Here is a 22,115-nt window from a genome sequence, read left to right as displayed (position 1 = left end):
GGGGTGAAGGGTTAGACAACCCTTGGCCCTGGACTCTGGACTTGTGCCCTGGGGAAAGTTCTTTGACATGATGGGAGAGAGAGAAAGAAGGACGTTCCGGCCTTAGGGCCGGGACGGAAGAGAAGAGGCGGGCCGCCCCCACGCTTGTGGGGCGGCCGAGAACGCAGAGAAGGGCGCACGGGGGATGCCTAGGCTCTCAGAGGCGATGAAGGACGCGACAAGCTGCGAAAATCCGCGGGGATCGGCACATACGATTTGATCCGCGGGTGTCCGAATGGGGCAACCCAGTGCATTGAAGATGCACTACACCTTCGGGTGGGCGAACCCGGGGAACTGAAACATCTAAGTACCCGGAGGAAGAGAAAATAACAATGATTGCGCAAGTAGTGGCGAGCGAACGCGCAGGAGCCCAAACCAGCGCTGTCACGGCAGGGCTGGGGTTGTAGGACCACGCCGTCGGACCAATGAACGAAGCTTAACTGCCTGGGAAGGCAGGCCGGAGCGGGTGATAGCCCCGTGAGCGCAAGTTGATTGGCCGTAGTGGAATCCTGAGTAGGGCGGGACCGGAGGAATCCCGCCTGAATCCGGCGGCACCATCCGCCAAGGCTAAATACTCCTGAGAGACCGATAGTGAACCAGTACCGTGAGGGAAAGGTGAAAAGCACTCCGAATAGGAGGGTGAAAGAGAACCTGAAACCGTGCGCCTACAAGCGGTCGGAGCCCCTGTGTGGGGTGACGGCGTGCCTTTTGCATAATGAGCCTACGAGTTACTCCTCCCTGGCAAGGTTAAGCGTCTGGAGGCGCGGAGCCGCAGCGAAAGCGAGTCTGAATAGGGCGCAGAGTCAGGGGGGGTAGACGCGAAACTTTGTGATCTACCCATGGGCAGGATGAAGGTTGGGTAAAACCAACTGGAGGTCCGAACCAGTTTGCGTTGAAAAGCATTTGGATGACCTGTGGGTAGGGGTGAAAGGCCAATCAAACTGAGAAATAGCTCGTACTCCCCGAAATGCCTTTAGGGGCAGCGTCGCGGTGGAGTCATGTGGAGGTAGAGCTACCGATAGGACTAGGGGGAGTCACATCCTACCGAATCCTGACGAACTCCGAATGCCACTTGACATACGCGGCAGTGAGGCGCGGGGTGCTAAGGTCCCGCGCCGAGAGGGAAAGAACCCAGACCGCCGGCTAAGGCCCCAAAGTCCACGCTAAGTTGAACAAAGGGGGTCCAGCTGCCCGGACAGCCAGGAGGTTGGCTTGGAAGCAGCCATTCCTTTAAAGAGTGCGTAACAGCTCACTGGTCGAGCGGCAGGGCATCGATAATAATCGGGCATCAAGCGAGGCGCCGAAGCCGCGGATTATGACACGGGTCATACTGGTAGGGGAGCATTCCAAGGACGGCGAAGGCGTCCCGGCAAGGGGCGCTGGAGTGCTTGGAAAAGCAAATGTAGGCATAAGTAACGATAATGCGGGCGAGAAACCCGCACACCGAAAGACCCAGGTTTCCTGATCAACGCTAATCGGATCAGGGTTAGTCGGGTCCTAAGGCCGAGGCGAAGGCTAAGGTCGATGGACAGCTGGTTAATATTCCAGCACCGGCGCGCCATAGCGATGCGGTGACGGAGAAGTGAAAGGACGGCGCACTGACGGAATAGTGCGTTTAACACCGTAGGTATTGGGCCGGTCGTCAAGCACGCCGGGCTAGCCGAAAGTGGAAAGTACTCCAACCCCCCGGGGGCGGAGATCGTCCCTAAGCAGGCTCCCTAGAAAACCCGCTAAGCGTTTAAATGGCGCGCCGCCCGTACCGCAAACCGACACAGGTGGTCGAGGAGAGAATCCTAAGGTGCTCGAGTGAATCACGGCCAAGGAACTCGGCAAAATGGCCCTGTAACTTCGGGAGAAGGGGCGCTTCCTTGCAGCGATGCAAGAAGCCGCAGTGAAAAGGCCCAGGCGACTGTTTAACAAAAACACATGGCTTTGCCAAATCGAGAGATGACGTATAAGGCCTGACACCTGCCCGGTGCCGGAAGGTTAAGAGGGGGGGTTAGCCGCAAGGCGAAGCTCTGAATCGAAGCCCCGGTAAACGGCGGCCGTAACTATAACGGTCCTAAGGTAGCGAAATTCCTTGTCGGGTAAGTTCCGACCTGCACGAATGGTGTAACGATCTGGGCGCTGTCTCAGCCGTGAGCTCGGTGAAATTGTAGTATCGGTGAAGATGCCGATTACCCGCAACGGGACGGAAAGACCCCATGAACCTTCACTACAGCTTAGCATTGCCTCTGGGTCACTCATGTGTAGGATAGGCGGGAGGAGAAGAGGCGGCGTCGCCAGGCGTCGCGGATCCGTCCTTGAAATACCGCCCTTGAGTGGCTTGGAGCCTAACCGCGTGAGCGGGACATTGCTTGGCGGGTAGTTTGACTGGGGTGGTCGCCTCCAAAACAATAACGGAGGCTTTCAAAGGTTCCCTCAGCACGCTTGGTAACCGTGCGCAGAGCGCAATAGCAGAAGGGGGCTTGACTGTGAGGCCCACAAGCCGAGCAGGGCCGAAAGGCGGATATAGTGATCCGGTGGTTCCGCATGGAAGGGCCATCGCTCAAAGGATAAAAGGTACTCTGGGGATAACAGGCTGATCTCCCCCAAGAGCTCATATCGACGGGGAGGTTTGGCACCTCGATGTCGGCTCGTCACGTCCTGGGGCTGGAGAAGGTCCCAAGGGTTCGGCTGTTCGCCGATTAAAGTGGCACGCGAGCTGGGTTCAGAACGTCGTGAGACAGTTCGGTCCCTATCTGTTGCGGGCGTCGGAGATTTGCGGGGCTCTGTCCTTAGTACGAGAGGACCGGGATGGACGAGCCTCTGGTGGACCTGTTGTGCCGCCTGGTGCAGCGCAGGGTAGCTACGCTCGGACGGGATAAGCGCTGAAAGCATCTAAGTGCGAAACCCGCCCCAAGATGAGATCTCCCTTGAAGGGCCGTGGGAGACGACCACGTCGATAGGCCGCAGGTGTAAAGCCGGAGACGGCAAAGCCGAGCGGTACTAATTGCCCGGGCGCGTTCTCCAAGAGGCCGGACACGGCCCGCCGCTTCCCCCCCTTTCCCTCTCCCCCACAAGGTCAAAGACACACCACAGCATCAGGCACGGACAGCAACCGTGCGACGGCAATGGTGGCTATGGCGCCGGTGTTCACCTCTTCCCATCCCGAACAGAGAAGTTAAGCCCGGCTGCGCCGATGGTACTGGGGTCACACCCGGGAGAGTAGGTGGCCGCCAACCACATCACGAAGGGTTACCCCCACAAAGGGTAACCCTTTTTTTATGCCACCACACCCCACACACTGGCCGCGGCAGGGCCAATCCCTTCCCGCTCATGCACGCCCGCATCCGACCCCAGGCAAAGATCTCATTGTTCTTCAGCAGCCGAACCGAGTGCTCCAGAGCCCCGTCCCGATGGAGCAAGTCTGCTGAAGGAAATCCTTTTTCATCCATATACAGTACTTCCCTGTAAGCCTTACATAGTAAAAGTTAGTGCAGGTTGATAGGATGCAGCACTATACATTGCTTTTAAGGCTGTTCCTGTCTATCTTGTACCTATGGCTTTACTATACCCTACTTTTCTTTACGCTCTTACAGCTATTGCTATACCCGTCATTCTGCACTTGGCTCAATTAAGACGTGCTAAAAGAATCAACTTTAGCAATGTAAGGTTTATTCAGGCTTCGAAAGATGTAACAGCAAGTCAGCGGAATCTAAAGGAGGTACTCATCCTGCTGTGTAGAATATGTTTTATTACCTTTCTTGTGCTTGCATTTGCACAGCCTTTCTTGCCGGCCTCTGAATCTACTGTACCTACAGATACCTCACAGGTAACTATTGCAGTAGACAATTCCTATAGCATGCAGAATATGCAAGATGAGCAGGACATATCTTTACTAACTGCAGCCGTAGATCAGGCTAAGTCAGTTATTGATCTTTTTCCGGCTTCTACCTCTTTTGGGTTGTTATCAGGGAATAATATAAGCCGATCGGGTACTGTACCTGCCAGTGATGCAGCTTCTAAGCTGGATGAACTTGATTATGTAGCTAACGCTAACTTAGGTCTGCAAAACAGGAACAATGAAGCGGAGCATCTGTTTTACTTTTCAGACTTTCAGAAGAGTACCTTTTCGCCTGCTTTACTTTCTCAATTTGATTCTACAAAACAGCTCCATCTGATTCCTTTAAAAGCAGATGGAATTTCTAATATAACTATTGATACTGTATATCTGGAGGATGAGTTCTTAAGAGCCGGAGGAGATAATACCTTACACGTTCGTATTTATAATACTGGAGTCACAGCAGTGGAGGACTGTGCTGTAAAACTAATTATAGGTGGCCGGCAAACCTCTGCACTAAGTCTTGACTTACCACCACAGCAGGCTACAGAGGCTGTTCTTAACTTTAAGTTTAGTGGTGACATCAGCCAGAGTGCTTCTATCGAGATTGAGGATTTCCCGGTTGAATTCGATAATGTTTACTATTTTACACTGGCCCCATCTCAAAGAATAGAAATAACTGAACTTGCCGATCGTACAGGTAGTCCTCTGCAAAGGCTATATAACAATGAGTCGTTTTTCAGGCTAATACAGTTTAATGCTAATAATATGGATTATGCGCGTGCCAGCAGCTCGAATGCTATTGTTTTGAACGGTTTGCCTGTTATTTCTCCGGCCATCCTGTCTACAGTTAACAGCTTTGTGCAGGCAGGAGGCACGGTTATAGTTATACCTCCGGCAAATGGCGATGCTAATAGTTATAAATCTCTATTCCAGGCATTGAGCATACCTGCCGATTTTAACAATGCTACAGCAACTACAGCTAAAGCAAACATTGCTGCCCCTGCTTCAGATAACCCTTTCTTCAGAAGCATTTTTGCAGATTACGACCCTAAAATGCAAATGCCGGCAGCGGTAAGGCAGCTATCCTGGTCAAGAGCCTCAGATGATATTCTAAAGTTCAGAGGCGGTGCGCCGTTTCTATCCCGCTTCAATCGTGGGCAGGGACAAGTCTTTCTAATGGCATCAACTTTAAATGAACAATATAGTGAACTGGCAGGGCATGCCTTATTTGTGCCTATTATGTATCGTTTAGCAATTGCCAGCTACAAACAGGAACAGCAGTTGGCTTACTCCCTGGCAGGCGGTACCATTCATGTTCCGGCAGTACCTTCTGTTAAAAAGGAAGGTATTTATAAACTAGCAAAGGATAGCCTGGAGTTCATACCTGACCAGCAGGTAAGAGAGGACAGGGTGTTTTTTGATATTCCTGCCGAAATGGATGAAGCAGGAGTTTATGAGGTGCGTCTGGGGGATTCAACCATTACAAGACTTGCCTTTAACTACGATAAGAAAGAGTCTTTTCTGGAGCAATATTCACCCGATGAATTAAGGGGTATGCTGCGTCAGGATCAGCAGCATATTCATGTCTATAACTACGGCGACACATTTTCTGTGAAAGGAGAGTTCGAAAAAAGATTTTTTGGCGTAAAGCTTTGGAAATATTGCCTAATATTGTGTTTGTTTTTCCTGATGGCAGAAATAGCACTTATTAGATTCCTCTAGCATGAAAGTACTTCTTCGAGCAGCACAAATTATTAACCCCGATTCAGCATATCATTTACAAACACAGAATATACTTATCGAAAATGGTAAGATTCTATACATTGGCACAGATGAACCTGAGGCTGACACACTGATTGCAGCAGATGGCTTATGTGTATCAGCAGGTTGGGTTGATTTACATGCCTTCGTAGGTGAGCCGGGGCTGGAGCATAAAGAAGATCTGGAGACAGCCGCTGCAGCTGCTGCAGCCGGGGGCTTTACAGAAATATTATGTTTGCCTAATGTACAGCCTGTTGTTCAGACAAAAGGCGCGGTTAGCTTTTTAAGAAACAGAACTGCACATTTACCTGTTACTCTGCACCCGGCCGCAGCACTTACTGTTGATACAGAAGGTAAAGACCTGACAGAGATGATAGATCTTCACACGGCAGGGGCAGTAGCTTTTACAGATGGCATAAAACCTTTGCAAGGTGCAGACGTCATGCTGAAGGCTTTGCAGTATGTGCAGATGTTTGATGGTTTATTGATGAACAAACCCGAACATACCCGCCTGACAGATCATGGGCAGATGCATGAAGGACAGGTAAGTACATTGTTAGGTATGAAAGGCATACCTGCCATGGCTGAAGAAATAATGGTAACCCGCGATTTACAGTTGTTGGCATATACAGGCGGTAAGCTGCATTTTTCGCTGATTTCCACTGCTGCTTCGGTTGAGGCTATTCGTAAAGCAAAAGCAGAAGGGCTGCAGGTTACCTGCGATGTAGCCAGTTACCAGGCAGCTTTTACAGACGAAACCATTGCTCCATTTGATACAAACTATAAAGTAGCTCCTCCCTTCAGAAGCGAAAAAGATGCTGCTGCCCTGGTACAAGGACTTGAGGATGGCACCATAGATGCCTTGGTATCTGCACATATACCACATGATACCGAATCCAAAAAGCTTGAATTTGACTTAGCCGATTTTGGCATAACAAATTTGGAAACGGCTTTTTCAGTTGCCTATACTTCTTTGTCAGATACCTTATCCCTGGAAAAGATAATCTATAAACTGACAGATGGGCCACGTCAGGTCTTAAGTTTGCCAAAACCTGCTATTGCCGAAGGAGAGGAGGCTAATCTTACTATCTTTAGCCCTGTCCTTGGCTGGACACCAGATCAGGATACCGTAAAGTCTAAATCATTTAATAGTCCGTTTTTTGGTGTTAATCTAAAAGGAAAAGTCCTTGGTATAATTCATAAAGGGCAAGTAGTCCTTAATTAATCTTTTTTAATATATTTAAGCTTAATAACAGCATGGCAGCAGAATCGCTGCCTGATTTTATAAAATGTTTGATCAAGGTATTGCACGGGTTGGTGTGCGTTATGGAGTGCTTTCTGGAGTAGCATGTTTTGCTTTGGTGATCGTTATGCACCTGGTTGGGTTTAATCCCTTAGCGGAATCCGGACGTATTACTTATTTACCTATCCCGGTTTTTCTTTTTCTGGGGATAAAATATTATAAACAGTTTATAGATGCGGAACTGGGCTTTTTAAGGGGCTTACGTGTTGGTGTTTCCGTGTCATTCTATACTGCGCTAACAGCAGCTATGCTTCTGTTTCTGTTCTTATACTTTGCCGGAGATACAATCATTAGTGATTATATAGCTGAATCGAAGAGAATAATGGAAACGCAACGGGAGATGCAGGTAGAGGCGTTAGGAGAAAAATTATATGAACAAACATACGCTGCGCTCGATTCGGTAAGTGCTTCGTTGCTGGCAACTTCTGATTTTGTAACCAGGTTTCTGGCAGGTTTCTTTATTGCTATAGTAGCGGCCGTTTTCTTTAGAAAATAATATCTTCAAACCTATAAATTAAAACTCATGGACACAATTACTGAAAAGCAGCCTTCCGTATCCTCTGTAGCACTTAAATACGGCTTAATCTTTGGATTGATCAGCGTAGTTTATTCACTGATTCTGATGCTTGCCGATTTAGGCACAAATAAATGGCTAGGTGGGCTTGGTTATATAATTTTGATTGTTGCCATTGTTGTTGCCATTAAAGAATTTAAACAGCGAAGCGGGGGCTTTATGTCCTACGGGCAGGGCTTGGGAATAGGTACTTTAATTTCAGCTGTGGTAGGCCTATTGGGTGGAATATTTATGTGGGCGTACACCTCGTTCGTCGATACTAATTATATGAGTAATATGATGGAGCAGCAACGAATAGAATTAGAAAACAGGGGCATGAGTGATGAGCAAATTGATGCAGCACTAGAAATGGGGCAAAAGTTCCAAGGTCCATTAATCACTATTTTTGCAGCATTAATAGGTTATGTAATCATTGGTTTTATTATTTCCCTTATTATATCCGCTATTATGAAAAATACGCGGCCGGAATTTGAGTAAATACATGCAATATCCTTATGATATTTCGGTAGTGGTTCCTCTTTTTAACGAAGAGGAATCGCTGCCTGAACTGGTGCGTTGGATCAGACGTGTGATGCACGCACACAGTTTTTCTTACGAAATAATTTTGATTGATGATGGCAGTACCGACCGCTCCTGGGAGGTGATTGCTGATCTTAGTGAAGAAGATAAGTCAATTAAAGGTGTTAGCTTTAACAGGAACTATGGTAAGTCCGCTGCTCTGCACGTTGGTTTCCAGCGATGCGTAGGAGAAGTGGTGATTACCATGGATGCCGATTTACAGGATAGTCCTGAAGAAATCCCGGCGCTATATGATATGATTAAACACCAAAAGTATGATCTGGTGTCGGGCTGGAAGCAGAAGCGTTTTGATCCTATCAGTAAAACTGTTCCTTCCAAACTATTTAACGCAGCTACCAGAAAGCTTTCAGGAATAGAACTACACGATTTTAATTGTGGCCTTAAAGCTTATCGGCAGTTAGTGGTTAAAACAATAGAAGTGCATGGGGAAATGCACCGCTATATACCTGTTTTGGCTAAATGGAACGGCTTTTCTCGCATTGGAGAGAAGGTAGTGCAGCACCAGGAGCGGAAATACGGCACTACCAAATTTGGTCTCGAACGTTTTATATACGGTTTCCTGGACCTGCTTTCCATTACATTTGTCTCCCGCTTCAAAAAACGGCCCATGCACTTTTTCGGTACAATGGGGACATTATCATTTATAGTTGGTCTGGGTATAACTATCTGGCTGATCATGCAGAAGGTGTTCAGGCTGTATCCGGATGGGCGTGCGCGAGATGTGGTTGATCAACCTCTTTTCTTTTTAGCCCTGGTAGCGGTGATAGTGGGAGTACAACTATTCCTAGCAGGATTTCTGGCAGAAATGATTTCATTGGGAAGCAGAAATAAAAACGAGTACCTGATCAGGGAGCGAATTGGTGCTTTTCAGAAGTAATGGGTAGGCAAGTGGTGATAGTAGGACCTGCGCACCCGCTTCGGGGTGGTGGAATGTCTACTTTTAATGAGAGGCTGGCCAGAGAGTTTCAGGAACATGGAGATGAGGTGGAAATTGTTACTTTCAGCCTTCAGTATCCAGCTTTTTTGTTTCCTGGCAAAACGCAATATTCAGAGGAGCCTGCACCACAAGATCTATCTATCAAAGTTCTTATTAATTCTGTTAATCCAGTTAGCTGGATCAGAACAGGTAACTACATTCGCAGGAAAAAGCCTGATCTTGTGTTGTTCCGCTACTGGTTGCCTTTTATGGGACCTTGCCTGGGAACAATTGCCCGCCTTATCAGGCGAAACAAAGTCAGTAAAGTGCTGGCAATTACAGATAATGTTGTGCCGCATGAGAAACGGCCCGGCGATAAACTCTTTACGCAATACTTTCTTAGTTCCTGCCATGGTTTCATAACTATGTCGCGTTCAGTGCAGCAGGAACTTAAAATTTTTGAGCCGGAAAAACCTGCTGTATACCTGCCTCACCCGCTGTACGACAATTTCGGCGAAGCAGAGACAAGAGAAGCAGCCTGTAAAGCTCTGGACTTAGATCCAACTTTCCGGTACTTGCTCTTCTTTGGCTTTATTCGTGCCTATAAAGGTTTAGATCTGCTGCTACAGGCAATGGCAGAACTGCCACTTCAACAGCTACCGGATGTTAAATTGATTGTTGCCGGAGAGTTTTACGAAGATGCCGCACCATACCATGACTTAATGGAAAAACTGGGGCTTCGGGATAGGCTGGTGCTGCATACCAATTTTGTGCCGAATGCTGCCGTAAGGCATTATTTCAGTGCTGCAGACCTAGTTGTACAGCCTTACAAACATGCTACACAGAGTGGCGTAACACAAGTTGCCTATCACTTTAACAAACCAATGGTAGTTACAAGAGTAGGTGGGTTGGCTGAAACAGTGCCAGACGGTAAAGTTGGCTATGTGGTGGAACCTCAGCCGCAGGCTATTGCCGAAGCCATAAATAAATTTTATACATCAGATAATACCTCAGGCTTTGCTGAAAATATAAGTGAACTAAAGGAACAGTTTAGTTGGAAAAAGTTTGCGCAGGCTGTTTGGGACCTTGCAACAATAAATAAGTAAGCATATCTACTACTCCCTTTAACATTCCATTCTACTTTTATTTCAAAAAGATAAAGCTGCCAAAGGTCCTCTACCGTTCCAAGAGACTATCTTGTGTTCAATATTATCTTTTTCGTACAATTATTTTTAATTTACTTTTAATCCATATAATTTTTAGTATATTAGAATAATAAATCGATAATTGGGCATTTTGTGTCATTACAATGAAAATTTCAGTACTAGCGGTTTTCATAACCTTCTTTGCTTTAGTTAATTCTTTACGAGCACAGAATGCTATGCCCGATACAGCCTTTATTCAAGTAGCTGTTTCAAATGCTACAGAAGCTTATAAAAGTGCTGTAGGAATTCATGCACACCTTTATACTGGTCCTGAATATGTGAATCATCGTAAACAGTTTATGGAAGGGCACCAGTTTTTTGAAACTAACCAGCTATCAGAAGGAAGCGTGCTATACGATGGCGCATGGTATCAGCAGGTGCCAATGTTTTACGATGTTGTAACAGATGAAATCATTCTTTATAACAGTGGATTTTCCCAGAAACTTGTAAGCAAGAAAGTAAAAACCTTCTATTTCCTTAACCATAAGTTTGAGAGGTTTGAGCACGATTCTACTGGAGCTTTTCCTTACCAATCGGGCTTTTATGATGTACTACACGAAGGAAGCGTGCAGCTTTTGGCTAAAAGAGTTAAAGTAGCTAATGAAAGAGCCACAAGCCAGGGCATGGAAGGAGACTATAGCATCGCTGATAAATACTTCCTGGAGAAAGACGGAAAATATCAGCAGGTGAAGAACAAGCGATCTTTGTATAAAGCACTTCAAACGAATAAAAAGCAGCTCAACGAGTATGTAAGAGCAAATAAAATTAAGTTTAGAAAGAATCGTGAAGAAGCAATGGCTCGTGTCGTCGGCTACTATGATAGCTTGAATCCTTAAACTCCTGGTCTGCATTTTTATCCAAAACATCTTCTGATTCTTTATTATATGAAATATTTCTACAGAAATGTCTTCATTGTTCTGGTTTATGTTCTTTGCAGTATACAGCCCTGTGCAGGGCAGGGAGCAAGCGAGGCCACTATTAGCGGAACTTATCAAAATACTTCTTTCCTGAATTTTGTTTTAAAAGTCGAATCTGAAACTCCTTATCGCTTTTATTTCGATCCCGCAGATGTAGACAGCATTTTTGTAAATCTGCAAATACAGTCGCAACCATTACCCACCGTACTTACAGCCATTTTTAAAGATACCAACCTTAAATTTGCTTTAAGTCCCCAAAACCAAGTATTTATTACGGCAGGCACTCAAATTTATGCAGGTTTACCAGAAGGTTTCTTTGACAAAAAAACTCAGGGAGGAGATGCACAGCTGGAGGTTATAGCGGAGCAGTATCAGCCTCCTAAAAGTAAAAAAAGTGCTGCTTCAGAAGTAAAACTCTACGAGATTGGCACCAGAAAAGAGAACAGCAGTGGCAAGGCAAGTCTGGCAGGTCACTTGCGTGATGCCAGTTCCGGAGAGCCCATTATCGGAGCTTACATCTACATTCAGTCGCCGGTAATCGGCACCGTATCCGACCAATACGGCTATTATGCGTTGTCTTTACCGGTTGGGCAACACGAGCTGAGAATTAAAGCTGTCGGTTTAAAAGATACAAAACGCCACATCATGTTACAGTCTGACGGCAAACTGGATATTGAAATTGAAGAGGATGTCCGGTTACTAAAAGAAGTTGTGATTGAAGCCGAAAAAGACAGAAATGTGTCTGGTATGCAAATGGGGATGGAACGCCTTGATATCAGAACTATTAAGCAGGTGCCAACGGCTTTTGGCGAAACAGATATTTTAAGAGTAGTACTTACGCTTCCTGGTGTAAAATCTGTCGGCGAGGGTAGTACCGGTATGAACGTTAGAGGCGGCTCTACCGATCAGAACCTGATTCTTTTCAACGATGCCACCATTTATAATCCCTCACATTTATTTGGGTTTTTCTCCGCCTTTAACCCGGATGTCCTTAAGTCTGTTGAGTTATATAAAAGCGCTATACCTGCTAAATATGGAGGACGCTTATCGTCTGTGTTGGAGGTAACTTCGCGTGAGGGTAATAAAAAGAAGCTTTCCGGTGGCGGTGGTATCGGTTTGCTAACCAGCAGGCTTACCTTAGAAGGACCCATTAGAAAAGATAAGACTTCTTTCTTAATTGGCGGGAGAAGCACTTATTCAGACTGGCTGCTAAAACAGATTCCGGGCTACAAAGAAAGTTCGGCCTCCTTTTATGATATTAATGCAAACATTAGTCATGAAATGAACAGGAACAATACATTTTACCTGACAGGTTACACCAGCAGCGATAAGTTTAAGTTCAGTGCCGATACGCTTTACAAGTTTACCAACTACAATGCCAGTGCAAAGTGGAAGCACATCTTCGGGAATAAACTTTATAGTGTTGTTACCGGAAGCTATAGCCATTATGCTTATAGCGTAAACAGTTCTTCAAATCCTGTTAACGCTTTTTCTTTAGGGTTTGGTTTGGATCAGGGAGGTGTGCAAGCCGATTTTAATTATTTTCATAATAGTAAACACACAGTGGATTTCGGAGCTAGTTCAACGGTTTACGCTATTAAACCCGGTACTATGCAACCCAACAGCCCCGAATCGTTAGTTGCCCCCGATGTGCTACAAATAGAAAAAGGAGTCGAAAGCGCAGTTTACTTATCTGATAGGTTTGATATTACTCCTAAACTATCGGTATCATTAGGCCTGCGTTACTCCATATTTAATGCAGTGGGTGCAAGAGAGGTATTTAGCTATGCCCCTGGCGTACCAAGAACAGAAACTTCTATTCAGGATACTATTTCATATGGAGCTGGGGAGAATATAGCTACTTACCATGGCCCCGAGTACAGATTGTCGGCCAGATTGGGTTTAACTGATAATTCTTCCATAAAAGTTAGCTTTAACCGCTTACGGCAATACATTCACATGCTATCCAATACCGCATCCATATCTCCAACAGATATCTGGAAATTAAGCGATGCGAACATAAAGCCCCAAGTAGGAGACCAGGTGGCATTAGGTTATTATAGAAACTTCAGAGCCAATACAGTTGAATTCTCTGTGGAAGGATACTACAAAAAGATGAAGGACTTTCTGGATTATCGTAGTGGAGCAACTTTGGTAATGAATCATCATGTGGAGACAGATGTGATTAATGCCGAGGGAGAGGCTTACGGCGTAGAGTTTATGCTTAAAAAGTTGTCTGGAAAACTGAATGGCTGGGTAAGTTATACCTATGCCCGCACATTGGTACGGGTGAATGATCCGGCCATTTCTGAAACTATAAACGGCGGCAATTACTATCCTAGCAACTTCGATAAGCCTCATGACTTTACCCTGATCAGTAATTACAGGTTCAGCCAGCGGTTTAGCACTTCTTTAAATTTTACATACAATACAGGCCGACCGATTACTTTACCAATTGCCAAGTATAACGATGGCACCAGCGACAGAATTCTCTACTCTGATAGAAACCAATACCGGATTCCAGATTACTATCGCGTAGATTTTGCCATGAACATAGAAGGCAACCATAAGGTAAGAAAGCTGGCACATAGCTCCTGGACCCTGGCCGTTTATAATCTGACCGGGCGCAAGAATCCTTATTCAGTTTATTTTAGATCAGAAGGAGGAAGAGTGAATGGGTATCAGCTTTCAATCTTTGCGCATCCCATTCCTACCATTACTTATAACTTTAAGTTTTAGTATCATGTTTAATTTGCTTAGAATAAAGGCAGCATTACTGTTCTTCCTGTTTCTAGTGGTTGGCTGCGAAGAACCTTACCTTCCTAAGGTATTGGAAATGCCCAACGCATACCTGGTGGTAAGTGGCTTTATAAACACGGCAGGCTCAACTACAATTAATTTATCCTATACACAGAACCTGTACGAAGAAGGAGTGCCACCAGTAGAATCTGGTGCACGGGTGTCGGTTGAGTTGGAAGATGGAGGCCAAATAGAGCTATATGAGCGAAGCCCGGGAATCTATGTTAATGAATTAAACATCGGGCCTGGCGCTAAATGCAGGCTAAAGATTGTAACTTCCACCGGGAAGCAGTACCAATCGGAGTATGTAGAGGCAAAACAGACTCCGGCCATTGATAGGGTAAGCTGGAGGGCAGATTCGGATGCGCTCGGGATTTATGTCAGTACACACGATGCGACCAATAAAAGCAACTATTATAGTTGGACCTTTGATGAAACCTGGCATTATACTTCTGCTTTTCCAACAAACCTGGAATACAAAGATGGAAAAGTAACTTATAACTTTTACATGGAAGATATTTACAACTGCTGGCGGTCAGAAAATTCTTCAAACATACTAATTGGAACTTCTACTAAACTCACCAGTGATGTTATCAGCGATTATTTGGTAACACAGGTTCCAAGTGCTTCTGCTAAGCTTGGCATTAAATACAGCATTCTTGTAAAGCAAAGGGCATTAAGTAAAGAGGCTTTTAATTATTACGAAAAGCTCAAGAGAAACACCGAAAGCATCGGGACTTTGTTTGATCCACAGCCTTCTCAGTTAACAGGGAATATAAGCTGCACAAGCAGTCCTGAAGAACCTGTGATCGGCTTTATAACTGCATCAACAGTGGAAGAAAAAAGGCTTTTTGTTAGCCGTAGTGAAATGCCGCAGCATTGGAGGCCTGCTTACCAGCGATGTGAGTATGATACTATTATGGTAGATGAGGTACGGGAGCAACTCGAGGGCGGGTTTAAACTTCCTTTTGGCGAATATATGGTAGGCATGACTGTAGTTGGCTACATGGTCTCTCAGAAATCGTGCGTGGACTGTCGGGTATACGGTACAAACGTAAGGCCTCCGTTTTGGGAATAGTACCTGCGCGTATGGATTTTATAAGGCCGAAAAACATAACTAAAGTGGAAATGATACATACCCATTTTAACAGAGCATCATTTTTTTTGATTATGCTATGTCTGTGCTTTGTAAGCAATGCGCTCGGGCAGAGCCGGAGCACCTCAGGTATAGTTCAGTCTTTTGACAAGTATCGGCTGAAGGCATTGCAGGAAAAGCTATTTCTGCACCTGGACCGGCCAGCTTACATTTCGGGAGAAACGCTTTGGTTTAAAGCTTACACCGTGGATGGTGATTTGCATAAACCTTTGGATATAAGCAAGGTAGCTTACGTGGAGGTACTAAATGCTGAGAACACACCTGTACTACAGGCTAAAATACCACTCAGCAAAGGGATGGGCAATGGTTCTTTTATACTGCCATTTACACTGGAGTCCGGTCAGTATACGGTGCGGGCGTATACCAGTTGGATGAAGAACTTCAGCCCGGATTTTTTCTTCCATAGTCAGATTACCATTGTTAATACACTTAAAAATGCCGAAGCGGCAGCGCCTGCACTCCAAAACAGAGAATATGAGGTTCAGTTCTTTCCTGAAAGTGGCAACCTGTTAAGTGGCATTGAGAACAAGGTAGCTTTTAAGGCTGTAGATATTGTTACCGGTAAAGGCATTGATTTTGAAGGAGAGCTTAGGGATGAGGAGGGTGACATAGTAGCTCAGTTTACTCCTGCCCACCTGGGGATTGGCCATTTTAATTTCATTCCGAAAGCAGGCGTACAATATGTTGCCACACTCCGGGTTCACGGAAAGGAAGTGCTTTCAAAACCTTTAGATGCTTCGCTTGCTGCAGGATACCACCTGAAGCTTCTGGATAACGGTCCCGAAACTATTAACCTTACATTACAGACTGTCGGAATGCCTCATGAGCAACTGTACCTGTTAGGGCATGCAAGGCAGATAATCTCTGTGTCTGAAGACAGATACGTAGGGCAGGAAGCCGTCACCTTTTCTGTTCCTAAAAGTAGTCTGTCCGAGGGTATCACACACTTTACTGTATTTAACAGTAAAGGCCAGCCTGTGTGTGAACGCTTATACTTCAAGCGTCCTGCTGAAAAGCTTTTAGTTGAAGCAATAGCAGACAAAGACTTTTATGCCAACCGTGATAAAGTAAAACTAAGCCTTGAAACTTCAGGTAGCGGAACAAAAAGTAGTGTTCCTGCTAATTTGTCTATGGCTGTATATAAGCTCGATGCTTTTCAGCAAGCTATAACAACTGATATGGGTACTTATTTGTGGCTTTTATCCGACCTGAAAGGTACAATTGAAGATCCTGATTCTTATTTTAAAGAAACATTACAACACACGGATGAAGCAATTGATAACCTGCTGCTCACCCATGGCTGGAGTCGCTTTGCCTGGAAAGACATACTGGATAATAAGGAACCTGTTTATGCCTACCTGCCTGAGATGGATGGACATTTCATCCAGGGAAAAGTAACTAAAATTTCCAGTGGAATTCCTGTCTCTAATGTGACTACTTACCTGGGTTCACCTGGCAAGCATATTCGTTTTTATAATGCAGTTAGCAATATGCAGGGGGAGTTTCGTTTCGAAGTAAAAGACTTTTTTGGGGCAAGAGAAATTGTTGTGCAGGCTAACAATGCTAAAGACACCACTTACAGCTTTCAGGTATACAGCCCTTTCTCAAACAGATTTGCTTCTCAAAAGGCTTTTGGCTATAACATAACATCTGCTGTAGAGCCGGAGCTGGCACAGCGGCATTTAGAGATGCAGGTTCATAACAACTATTTCAAGAAGTACACCAATCTGTTTAAAGCTCCTCTTGTAGATAGCCTAGCGTTTTATGGCATACCCGACGACCAGTACCTGCTCGATGACTATAAGCGCTTTAAAGTGATGGAGGAGGTAATGAGGGAATATGTACCAAGGGTAATGGTGCGTAAGCGTAGAGATGGTTTTCATTTTCATGTGCATGATTCTCCTCACAAAGCTGTGTTTGAGGAAGATCCGCTGGTGCTGCTGGATGGGGTACCAGTCTTCGATGTAGACAGGATAATGGCATTTGATCCTTTGAAAGTGAAACGGCTGGATGTGACAGCAAGTAAGTTTCTGGTTGGCCCGCATCTATATAATGGTATAGTAAGCTATGCCACCTATAACGGTGATTTGGGCGGTTTCAAATTGAGTCCGCATGCGCTTTTGATGGAATATGAAGGAATGCAGCTGGAAAGGGAGTTTTACGCACCAACCTATGACTCCGAAGCAGCGAAGAGCAGTAGGCTGGCTGATTTTCGCAATCTGCTGTTCTGGTCTCCAAACCTGCGTACAGATAAGAACGGAAAAGGGACAGTTGAATTCTATACTTCTGATCTTGCAGGAAAATACATAATTGTAGTGCAGGGGCTGAGTGCCGATGGAAAGGTTGGCAGTAAAATACTAACGCTCGAAGTTAAACAGCCTATCTGAACCCTGAGTAAGTTTCTGTGATTTCCCGATAGGCAACCCTGTATCGCTTGCCTGTTTAAAAGAAGCAGGGTTTGGAAAGTATAGGGTCTAATCAATAAAAATTAGCGTCTGATAGTGAATAGGTTACATAGCCTACTGAAATCATTTACAGATACAGTAAACATGTATAGCGGTTTTGCTGTACTTGGTGTTAGCTTTATATATCATTAGTTAAATATCTTATTCTTGTTAGGAACAGAATTATAAATCATAGATGAGAGTCAGAAAGGCAGTAATTACCGCAGCAGCACGCGGAGAAAGGCTATACCCGGTTGCAGATACGATACAAAAGGCAATGCTTCCTATTATTGATATAGACGGATTGCATAAGCCTGTTATCCAGATTATAGCAGAAGAGGCAATAGCCAGCGGAATAGAAGAACTATGCATTGTATGTGCGCCGGGTGATGAACAACGTTATGTTGAGGCGTTCACCTCTCTGCGCGAAAATCTGGTAAAATCGTTTGGTAACAGCAGTTGGGCCAATGAAGAAGCCGCAAAGCTTAGCGACCTAATTACCCGCATTCAGTTTGTGGAACAGGAGCAACCTTTAGGATACGGGCACGCTGTTTATTGTGCCCGTGATTTTGTAAACAACGAGCCTTTCCTGTTACTGCTTGGTGACTACCTGTATGTATCTAACCTTGTGAAAAAGCGCTGTGCGGCACAACTCATTGAGCTGGCCATACAGGAAAACTGTTCTGTTTCGGCGGTAAATCCCACAGTTGAGCACCAGATTGGCAGGTACGGGACCGTTACCGGGAAGCATGCAGACAGTACTGGTGTTTATCAGATTGAAAAAATAATAGAAAAGCCATCATTAAGTGTGGCCGAATTAGAATTGCAGACACCTGGCTTAAGAATAGGGTACTACCTCTGCTTTTTCGGAATGCATGTTTTTACACCGGAGCTGTTTTCTATTTTAGAAAAGCATGTGGCAGATCATGACACTAATATTTTGCTTACTCCAGCCTTACAGGAACTCGCCGACAACGCAAAATATCTTGCTTTAGAAGTTAAAGGAAATCGCTACGATTTAAGCAAAAAGCTAGGGTGGTTGCAGGCTCAAATTGCTTTAGGATTAGCTGGCGAGGCACATGATGAAACACTTACTTCGATGGTGGAGCTTCTGGCCGAAGCAAATACAAGATCAAAGTCCTGATATTTGAAAGTGGTGCTGCAAGTTTATAAATGAAAGCAGTGCCTGAAGCTTTTTAATACTAAGCTGCATGAATATTTTTATAGAAACAATCACCTCTACAGATACTGCAAAACGGAACCGCTCATTTTACGAAATGAGCCGCGGGCTGTCGAGCAGAGAACTACTGAAGGCTTTGAAAGAGCTGGAAGACTTCCGCAAAACAACAAGCAGCCTCTACGATAAAGTAAGAGCTATTCTGTTCTTGTTTGCTGGCTACAGGTTCTTTTTAATGGAATCTAAAGACACGCCAAGTGTAGGAAAAATTCCTTATGCGGGGTTCGAAGATTTATTAGGACGCCGTTTTGAGCAGGCAATTGCTACATTTTTACTGGAGCTTGATAAACATGGGCCCAATGCAGCCTTGTTTAGCGGTATAGCCGAGGCTTACCACCATTTATCTTTCCAGATACTGGCCGATCAGGTGCGAAAAAGCGTGCGCTCCAGCAAAGGCAATCAATGGATGTTCAGGGTGGGGCACCAGGATGAGCATCCTATTCGCATCCATCGTAAGCTGCTGGAGCGCCAGGAAAATACTCTTTTCTATCCGGTTTTACACGAGCAGACTTCTGTGCGGATGGACTTAACCCACAGCGGCTGGTCCGATATTTTCTTTTTAGGAATGGATTATCCGGAGGGAGCAAGAGTTGTAAATATTTCGATTGACCTGGGCGTTTACGGTCGTGATAAAGACATTAAGCCGCCTTTAAACACCTACATACGAGTTATTCAGGAGCCTGTGCTACGGCTCACCAGTATCGATCTGAACACTACCAAAGATGTTACCAGTCTAGATGATCTTTTCAACTTTGGGAATGATTACCTGAGCTTAGTAAAAGCAGGAGTTATAGCGTCTGGCCTTATTCCGCCTTCTTTTGAAGGTACCAATCAGTCCCTGGCTGCTATACTTGGTCGAATTGTGGCGCCTGGAATGGGAATAGAAGTGGTAACAAAGGTGAATGATATTCCGAAAGGCTCCAGGTTTGCTGTATCAACAAACCTGTTGGGTTCTATTATCAGCTTGCTGATGCGTGCAACAGGGCAGACTAAAAACCTAGAAGGAGGCTTAGAGGAAACTGAAAGGCGTTTAGTGGCTTCACGTGCCATTCTGGGCGAATGGATCGGTGGCTCTGGCGGAGGCTGGCAGGATTCAGGTGGTGTATGGCCAGGTATCAAGGCTATTCAGGGAACCTTTGCCCAACCAGGCGATCCGGAGCATGGAATCAGCCGTGGTACTTTGTTGCCAAAACACCGGGTGTTGAAAGGCGAGGAGATTCACCCGGATTTTGAGCAAAAGATTATGCATTCGCTTGTGCTGATGCATGGCGGTATGGCTTCCAACGTGGGGCCTATTCTGGAAATGGTAACTGAAAAGTACTTGCTCCGCGGAGAGAAAGAATGGGCGGCCAGGCAGCAGACCAATCAGATTTATGATAACATACTGGCGGCCATCAAAGGCGGTGATATAAAAGCGCTTGGAGCCAATACAGCAAAAAACTTTGCTGAACCTATCAAAACCATTATACCCTGGGCATCTACCTTTTTTACAGAACAGATTATTGCAAAAGCTAAAAAGCAGTTTGGCGAGAACTACTATGGTTTCCTGATGCTCGGAGGTATGTCCGGTGGAGGGATGGGGATGTTTGTAAATCCGGACGGCTACGAAGAGAGTAAAAGTGCTGTGCTGGAAATGCTTCATCAAACGAAGCAGGAACTTTCGGCTTCCCTGCCATTTGCTATGGAACCAGTAGTGTATAACTGGAGCATCAATTCTAAAGGTACCTGGGGAACGCTTAAAGCTGGTAATGATGCTTTAATGCCTGAGCAGTACTATGGCATTCAGGTATCGGAACTGGTAAGAAAGGAGCCTGCCTCTATTTCATACATTCGACGCGCTGAAATAGACTTCTTTACAACTCACTGCCAAGAAAATAACTTAGCTTACCCACTGCTCAGAACCATTATCAGCAACTTGTTTAAAGTATCTGATCCTACTTCACAAAGCAACCAGTCTGCAGAAAACGAAAAGGCAGATCGTATTAAAAAAGAAAATGGCTTTGACTATATTCAGCATGAAGAGATTCGCGAAGAGCTACAGAAGGGACGAATAGGGTTATCCAGAAACCGCTTATCTGCTGAAACAACCATTGAAGATGTGCAGGCCAATGATACAGTAGCATTAGAGGAACTGGCAGGACATTCTAAAGCTGGCGAGGAAGTTATAAGAGCAGGAGGGGTTGCCGTAATGAGTCTGGCCGCTGGCGTTGGCAGCCGCTGGACGAAAGGGGCTGGCGTTATTAAGGCGCTTAATCCTTTTGTAGAAATGAAGGGCATGCACAGGAGCTTTTTGGAAATTCATTTAGCAAAGACTCACCGTGTTGCTGCCAACTACAATGCTGCTGTTCCGCATATAGTGGCTACCAGTTACCTGACACATGCTCCTATCCGGGAGAAGCTGGAACAGACAGGCAACTATGGGTATAATGGTTCTGTACTGCTTTCGGAAGGAAGATCAATTGGGCAGCGTTACGTGCCGATGGAGCGTGACCTGCGGTTTATGTGGGAGGAAATGCCACAGGAAACGCTGGATGAGAATAAGCAGAAAGTGCGCGATGCTGTGCGGGAGAGTATGATTAACTGGGCTAAGACAAAAGGGGAGGGTTCTGATTATGTGGATAACATAGCCGCACAACGTTTCTCGCCTTTGGGCCACTGGTATGAAGTGTCGAACATGCTTCGAAATGGTACTTTATCCAAGCTATTAAAAATGCAGCCTTCTCTCCAGACAATCATGCTGCACAATATAGATACCTTAGGGGCCGATATTGATCCGGCTGTTTTAGGCTATCATTTGCAATCGGGTAACATGCTTACATTCGAAGTGGTGCCCCGCCGGATAGAAGATACAGGTGGAGGTCTGGCCAGAATTAACGGACGCGTTCGCTTATTAGAAGGCTTGGCTCAACCTCGCGAAGAAGATGAGCTGAATCTGAGTTATTATAACTCTAATACCACCTGGATCCAAATAGACCCGCTGCTAAAACTGTTTGGCCTTACACGGGAGGAACTACAAAGTGCAGATGAAGCACGTTTGGCGAAAGCCGTTAGGAGTGTAGCGCATCGGATACCTACTTATGTTACTATAAAGGATGTGAAGTACCGCTGGGGACACGGTCAGGAGGATATCTATCCGGTAGCCCAGATCGAAAAGTTGTGGAGTGATATGTCGGCTTTACCAGATGTAAAGGCAGGTTATGTGGTCGTGCCAAGGTCCAGAGGGCAGCAAATGAAAGACCCTGCTCAGCTGGATTCCTGGGTGATAGATGGCAGCAAGGACTACGTTACTTCTTTAGGCGTTTTTTCGGATTAAAAATTACTTTAAGAAAGGCTATAAAAAAGGACGGGCTGCCTCATAT

Annotated in this window: 12 protein-coding genes and 2 rRNA genes; all 14 read left to right on the top strand. The window is 45.4% G+C overall.

Annotation, left to right across the window (positions count from 1 at the left end):
- Positions 1-157 precede the first annotated feature (157 nt).
- Positions 158-3,051, top strand: a 23S ribosomal RNA gene (locus tag C1N53_RS13065).
- A 100-nt stretch (positions 3,052-3,151) separates the two neighbouring features.
- Positions 3,152-3,263, top strand: a 5S ribosomal RNA gene (rrf, locus tag C1N53_RS13060).
- 317 nt (positions 3,264-3,580) lie between these two features.
- Positions 3,581-5,587: a VWA domain-containing protein gene (locus C1N53_RS13055; protein WP_137759732.1), complete on the top strand. Its 2,007-nt coding sequence runs from the start codon at positions 3,581-3,583 to the stop codon at positions 5,585-5,587.
- A 1-nt stretch (position 5,588) separates the two neighbouring features.
- Entirely contained in the window at positions 5,589-6,851 is a 1,263-nt protein-coding gene (locus C1N53_RS13050; RefSeq protein WP_137759731.1) for a dihydroorotase, read from the top strand.
- A 64-nt stretch (positions 6,852-6,915) separates the two neighbouring features.
- Positions 6,916-7,425: a DUF4199 domain-containing protein gene (locus tag C1N53_RS13045; RefSeq protein WP_137759730.1), complete on the top strand. Its 510-nt coding sequence runs from the start codon at positions 6,916-6,918 to the stop codon at positions 7,423-7,425.
- Between the two features lie 27 nt (positions 7,426-7,452).
- Positions 7,453-7,980: a DUF4199 domain-containing protein gene (locus C1N53_RS13040; RefSeq protein ID WP_137759729.1), complete on the top strand. Its 528-nt coding sequence runs from the start codon at positions 7,453-7,455 to the stop codon at positions 7,978-7,980.
- Between the two features lie 4 nt (positions 7,981-7,984).
- Positions 7,985-8,959: a glycosyltransferase family 2 protein gene (locus tag C1N53_RS13035; RefSeq protein WP_137759728.1), complete on the top strand. Its 975-nt coding sequence runs from the start codon at positions 7,985-7,987 to the stop codon at positions 8,957-8,959.
- The gene (locus C1N53_RS13030; RefSeq protein ID WP_137759727.1) at positions 8,959-10,104 is read left to right on the top strand and encodes a glycosyltransferase; all 1,146 of its coding nucleotides are present in this window, start codon (positions 8,959-8,961) and stop codon (positions 10,102-10,104) included. The genes C1N53_RS13035 and C1N53_RS13030 overlap by 1 nt, the downstream gene beginning before the upstream one ends.
- Before the next feature lie 275 nt (positions 10,105-10,379).
- Positions 10,380-11,039: a hypothetical protein gene (locus C1N53_RS13025; protein ID WP_137759726.1), complete on the top strand. Its 660-nt coding sequence runs from the start codon at positions 10,380-10,382 to the stop codon at positions 11,037-11,039.
- A 48-nt stretch (positions 11,040-11,087) separates the two neighbouring features.
- Positions 11,088-13,859 (top strand): TonB-dependent receptor, encoded by a 2,772-nt coding sequence (locus C1N53_RS13020; protein WP_137759725.1) that lies wholly within the window; start codon positions 11,088-11,090, stop codon positions 13,857-13,859.
- Positions 13,860-13,863: 4 nt separating this feature from the next.
- On the top strand, positions 13,864-14,997 hold the full coding sequence (locus C1N53_RS13015) for a DUF4249 domain-containing protein (protein ID WP_168194029.1): 1,134 nt from the start codon (positions 13,864-13,866) through the stop codon (positions 14,995-14,997).
- 50 nt (positions 14,998-15,047) lie between these two features.
- A complete protein-coding gene (locus C1N53_RS13010; RefSeq protein WP_137759723.1) occupies positions 15,048-17,462 on the top strand; it encodes a hypothetical protein in 2,415 nt (804 codons plus the stop codon).
- 253 nt (positions 17,463-17,715) lie between these two features.
- On the top strand, positions 17,716-18,663 hold the full coding sequence (locus tag C1N53_RS13005) for a UTP--glucose-1-phosphate uridylyltransferase (RefSeq protein ID WP_137759722.1): 948 nt from the start codon (positions 17,716-17,718) through the stop codon (positions 18,661-18,663).
- A gap of 67 nt (positions 18,664-18,730) precedes the next feature.
- A complete protein-coding gene (locus C1N53_RS13000; protein WP_137759721.1) occupies positions 18,731-22,069 on the top strand; it encodes a UTP--glucose-1-phosphate uridylyltransferase in 3,339 nt (1,112 codons plus the stop codon).
- Positions 22,070-22,115 lie beyond the last annotated feature (46 nt).

The sequence above is a fragment of the Pontibacter sp. SGAir0037 genome, assembly GCF_005491705.1.
Classification (GTDB): Bacteria; Bacteroidota; Bacteroidia; order Cytophagales; family Hymenobacteraceae; genus Pontibacter.
The sequence above is the reverse complement of the archived record's forward strand: the minus strand, read 5'-3'. Positions and strand labels throughout refer to the sequence as shown.

Excerpts from the sequence above, each read along its gene's own strand:
- C1N53_RS13055 (WP_137759732.1), top strand. The coding sequence starts at position 3,581 with ATGGCTTTACTATACCCTACTTTTCTTTACGCTCTTACAGCTATTGCT.
- C1N53_RS13050 (WP_137759731.1), top strand. The coding sequence starts at position 5,589 with ATGAAAGTACTTCTTCGAGCAGCACAAATTATTAACCCCGATTCAGCA.
- C1N53_RS13045 (WP_137759730.1), top strand. The coding sequence starts at position 6,916 with ATGTTTGATCAAGGTATTGCACGGGTTGGTGTGCGTTATGGAGTGCTT.
- C1N53_RS13040 (WP_137759729.1), top strand. The coding sequence starts at position 7,453 with ATGGACACAATTACTGAAAAGCAGCCTTCCGTATCCTCTGTAGCACTT.
- C1N53_RS13035 (WP_137759728.1), top strand. The coding sequence starts at position 7,985 with ATGCAATATCCTTATGATATTTCGGTAGTGGTTCCTCTTTTTAACGAA.
- C1N53_RS13030 (WP_137759727.1), top strand. The coding sequence starts at position 8,959 with ATGGGTAGGCAAGTGGTGATAGTAGGACCTGCGCACCCGCTTCGGGGT.
- C1N53_RS13025 (WP_137759726.1), top strand. The coding sequence starts at position 10,380 with ATGCCCGATACAGCCTTTATTCAAGTAGCTGTTTCAAATGCTACAGAA.
- C1N53_RS13020 (WP_137759725.1), top strand. The coding sequence starts at position 11,088 with ATGAAATATTTCTACAGAAATGTCTTCATTGTTCTGGTTTATGTTCTT.
- C1N53_RS13015 (WP_168194029.1), top strand. The coding sequence starts at position 13,864 with ATGTTTAATTTGCTTAGAATAAAGGCAGCATTACTGTTCTTCCTGTTT.
- C1N53_RS13010 (WP_137759723.1), top strand. The coding sequence starts at position 15,048 with ATGATACATACCCATTTTAACAGAGCATCATTTTTTTTGATTATGCTA.
- C1N53_RS13005 (WP_137759722.1), top strand. The coding sequence starts at position 17,716 with ATGAGAGTCAGAAAGGCAGTAATTACCGCAGCAGCACGCGGAGAAAGG.
- C1N53_RS13000 (WP_137759721.1), top strand. The coding sequence starts at position 18,731 with ATGAATATTTTTATAGAAACAATCACCTCTACAGATACTGCAAAACGG.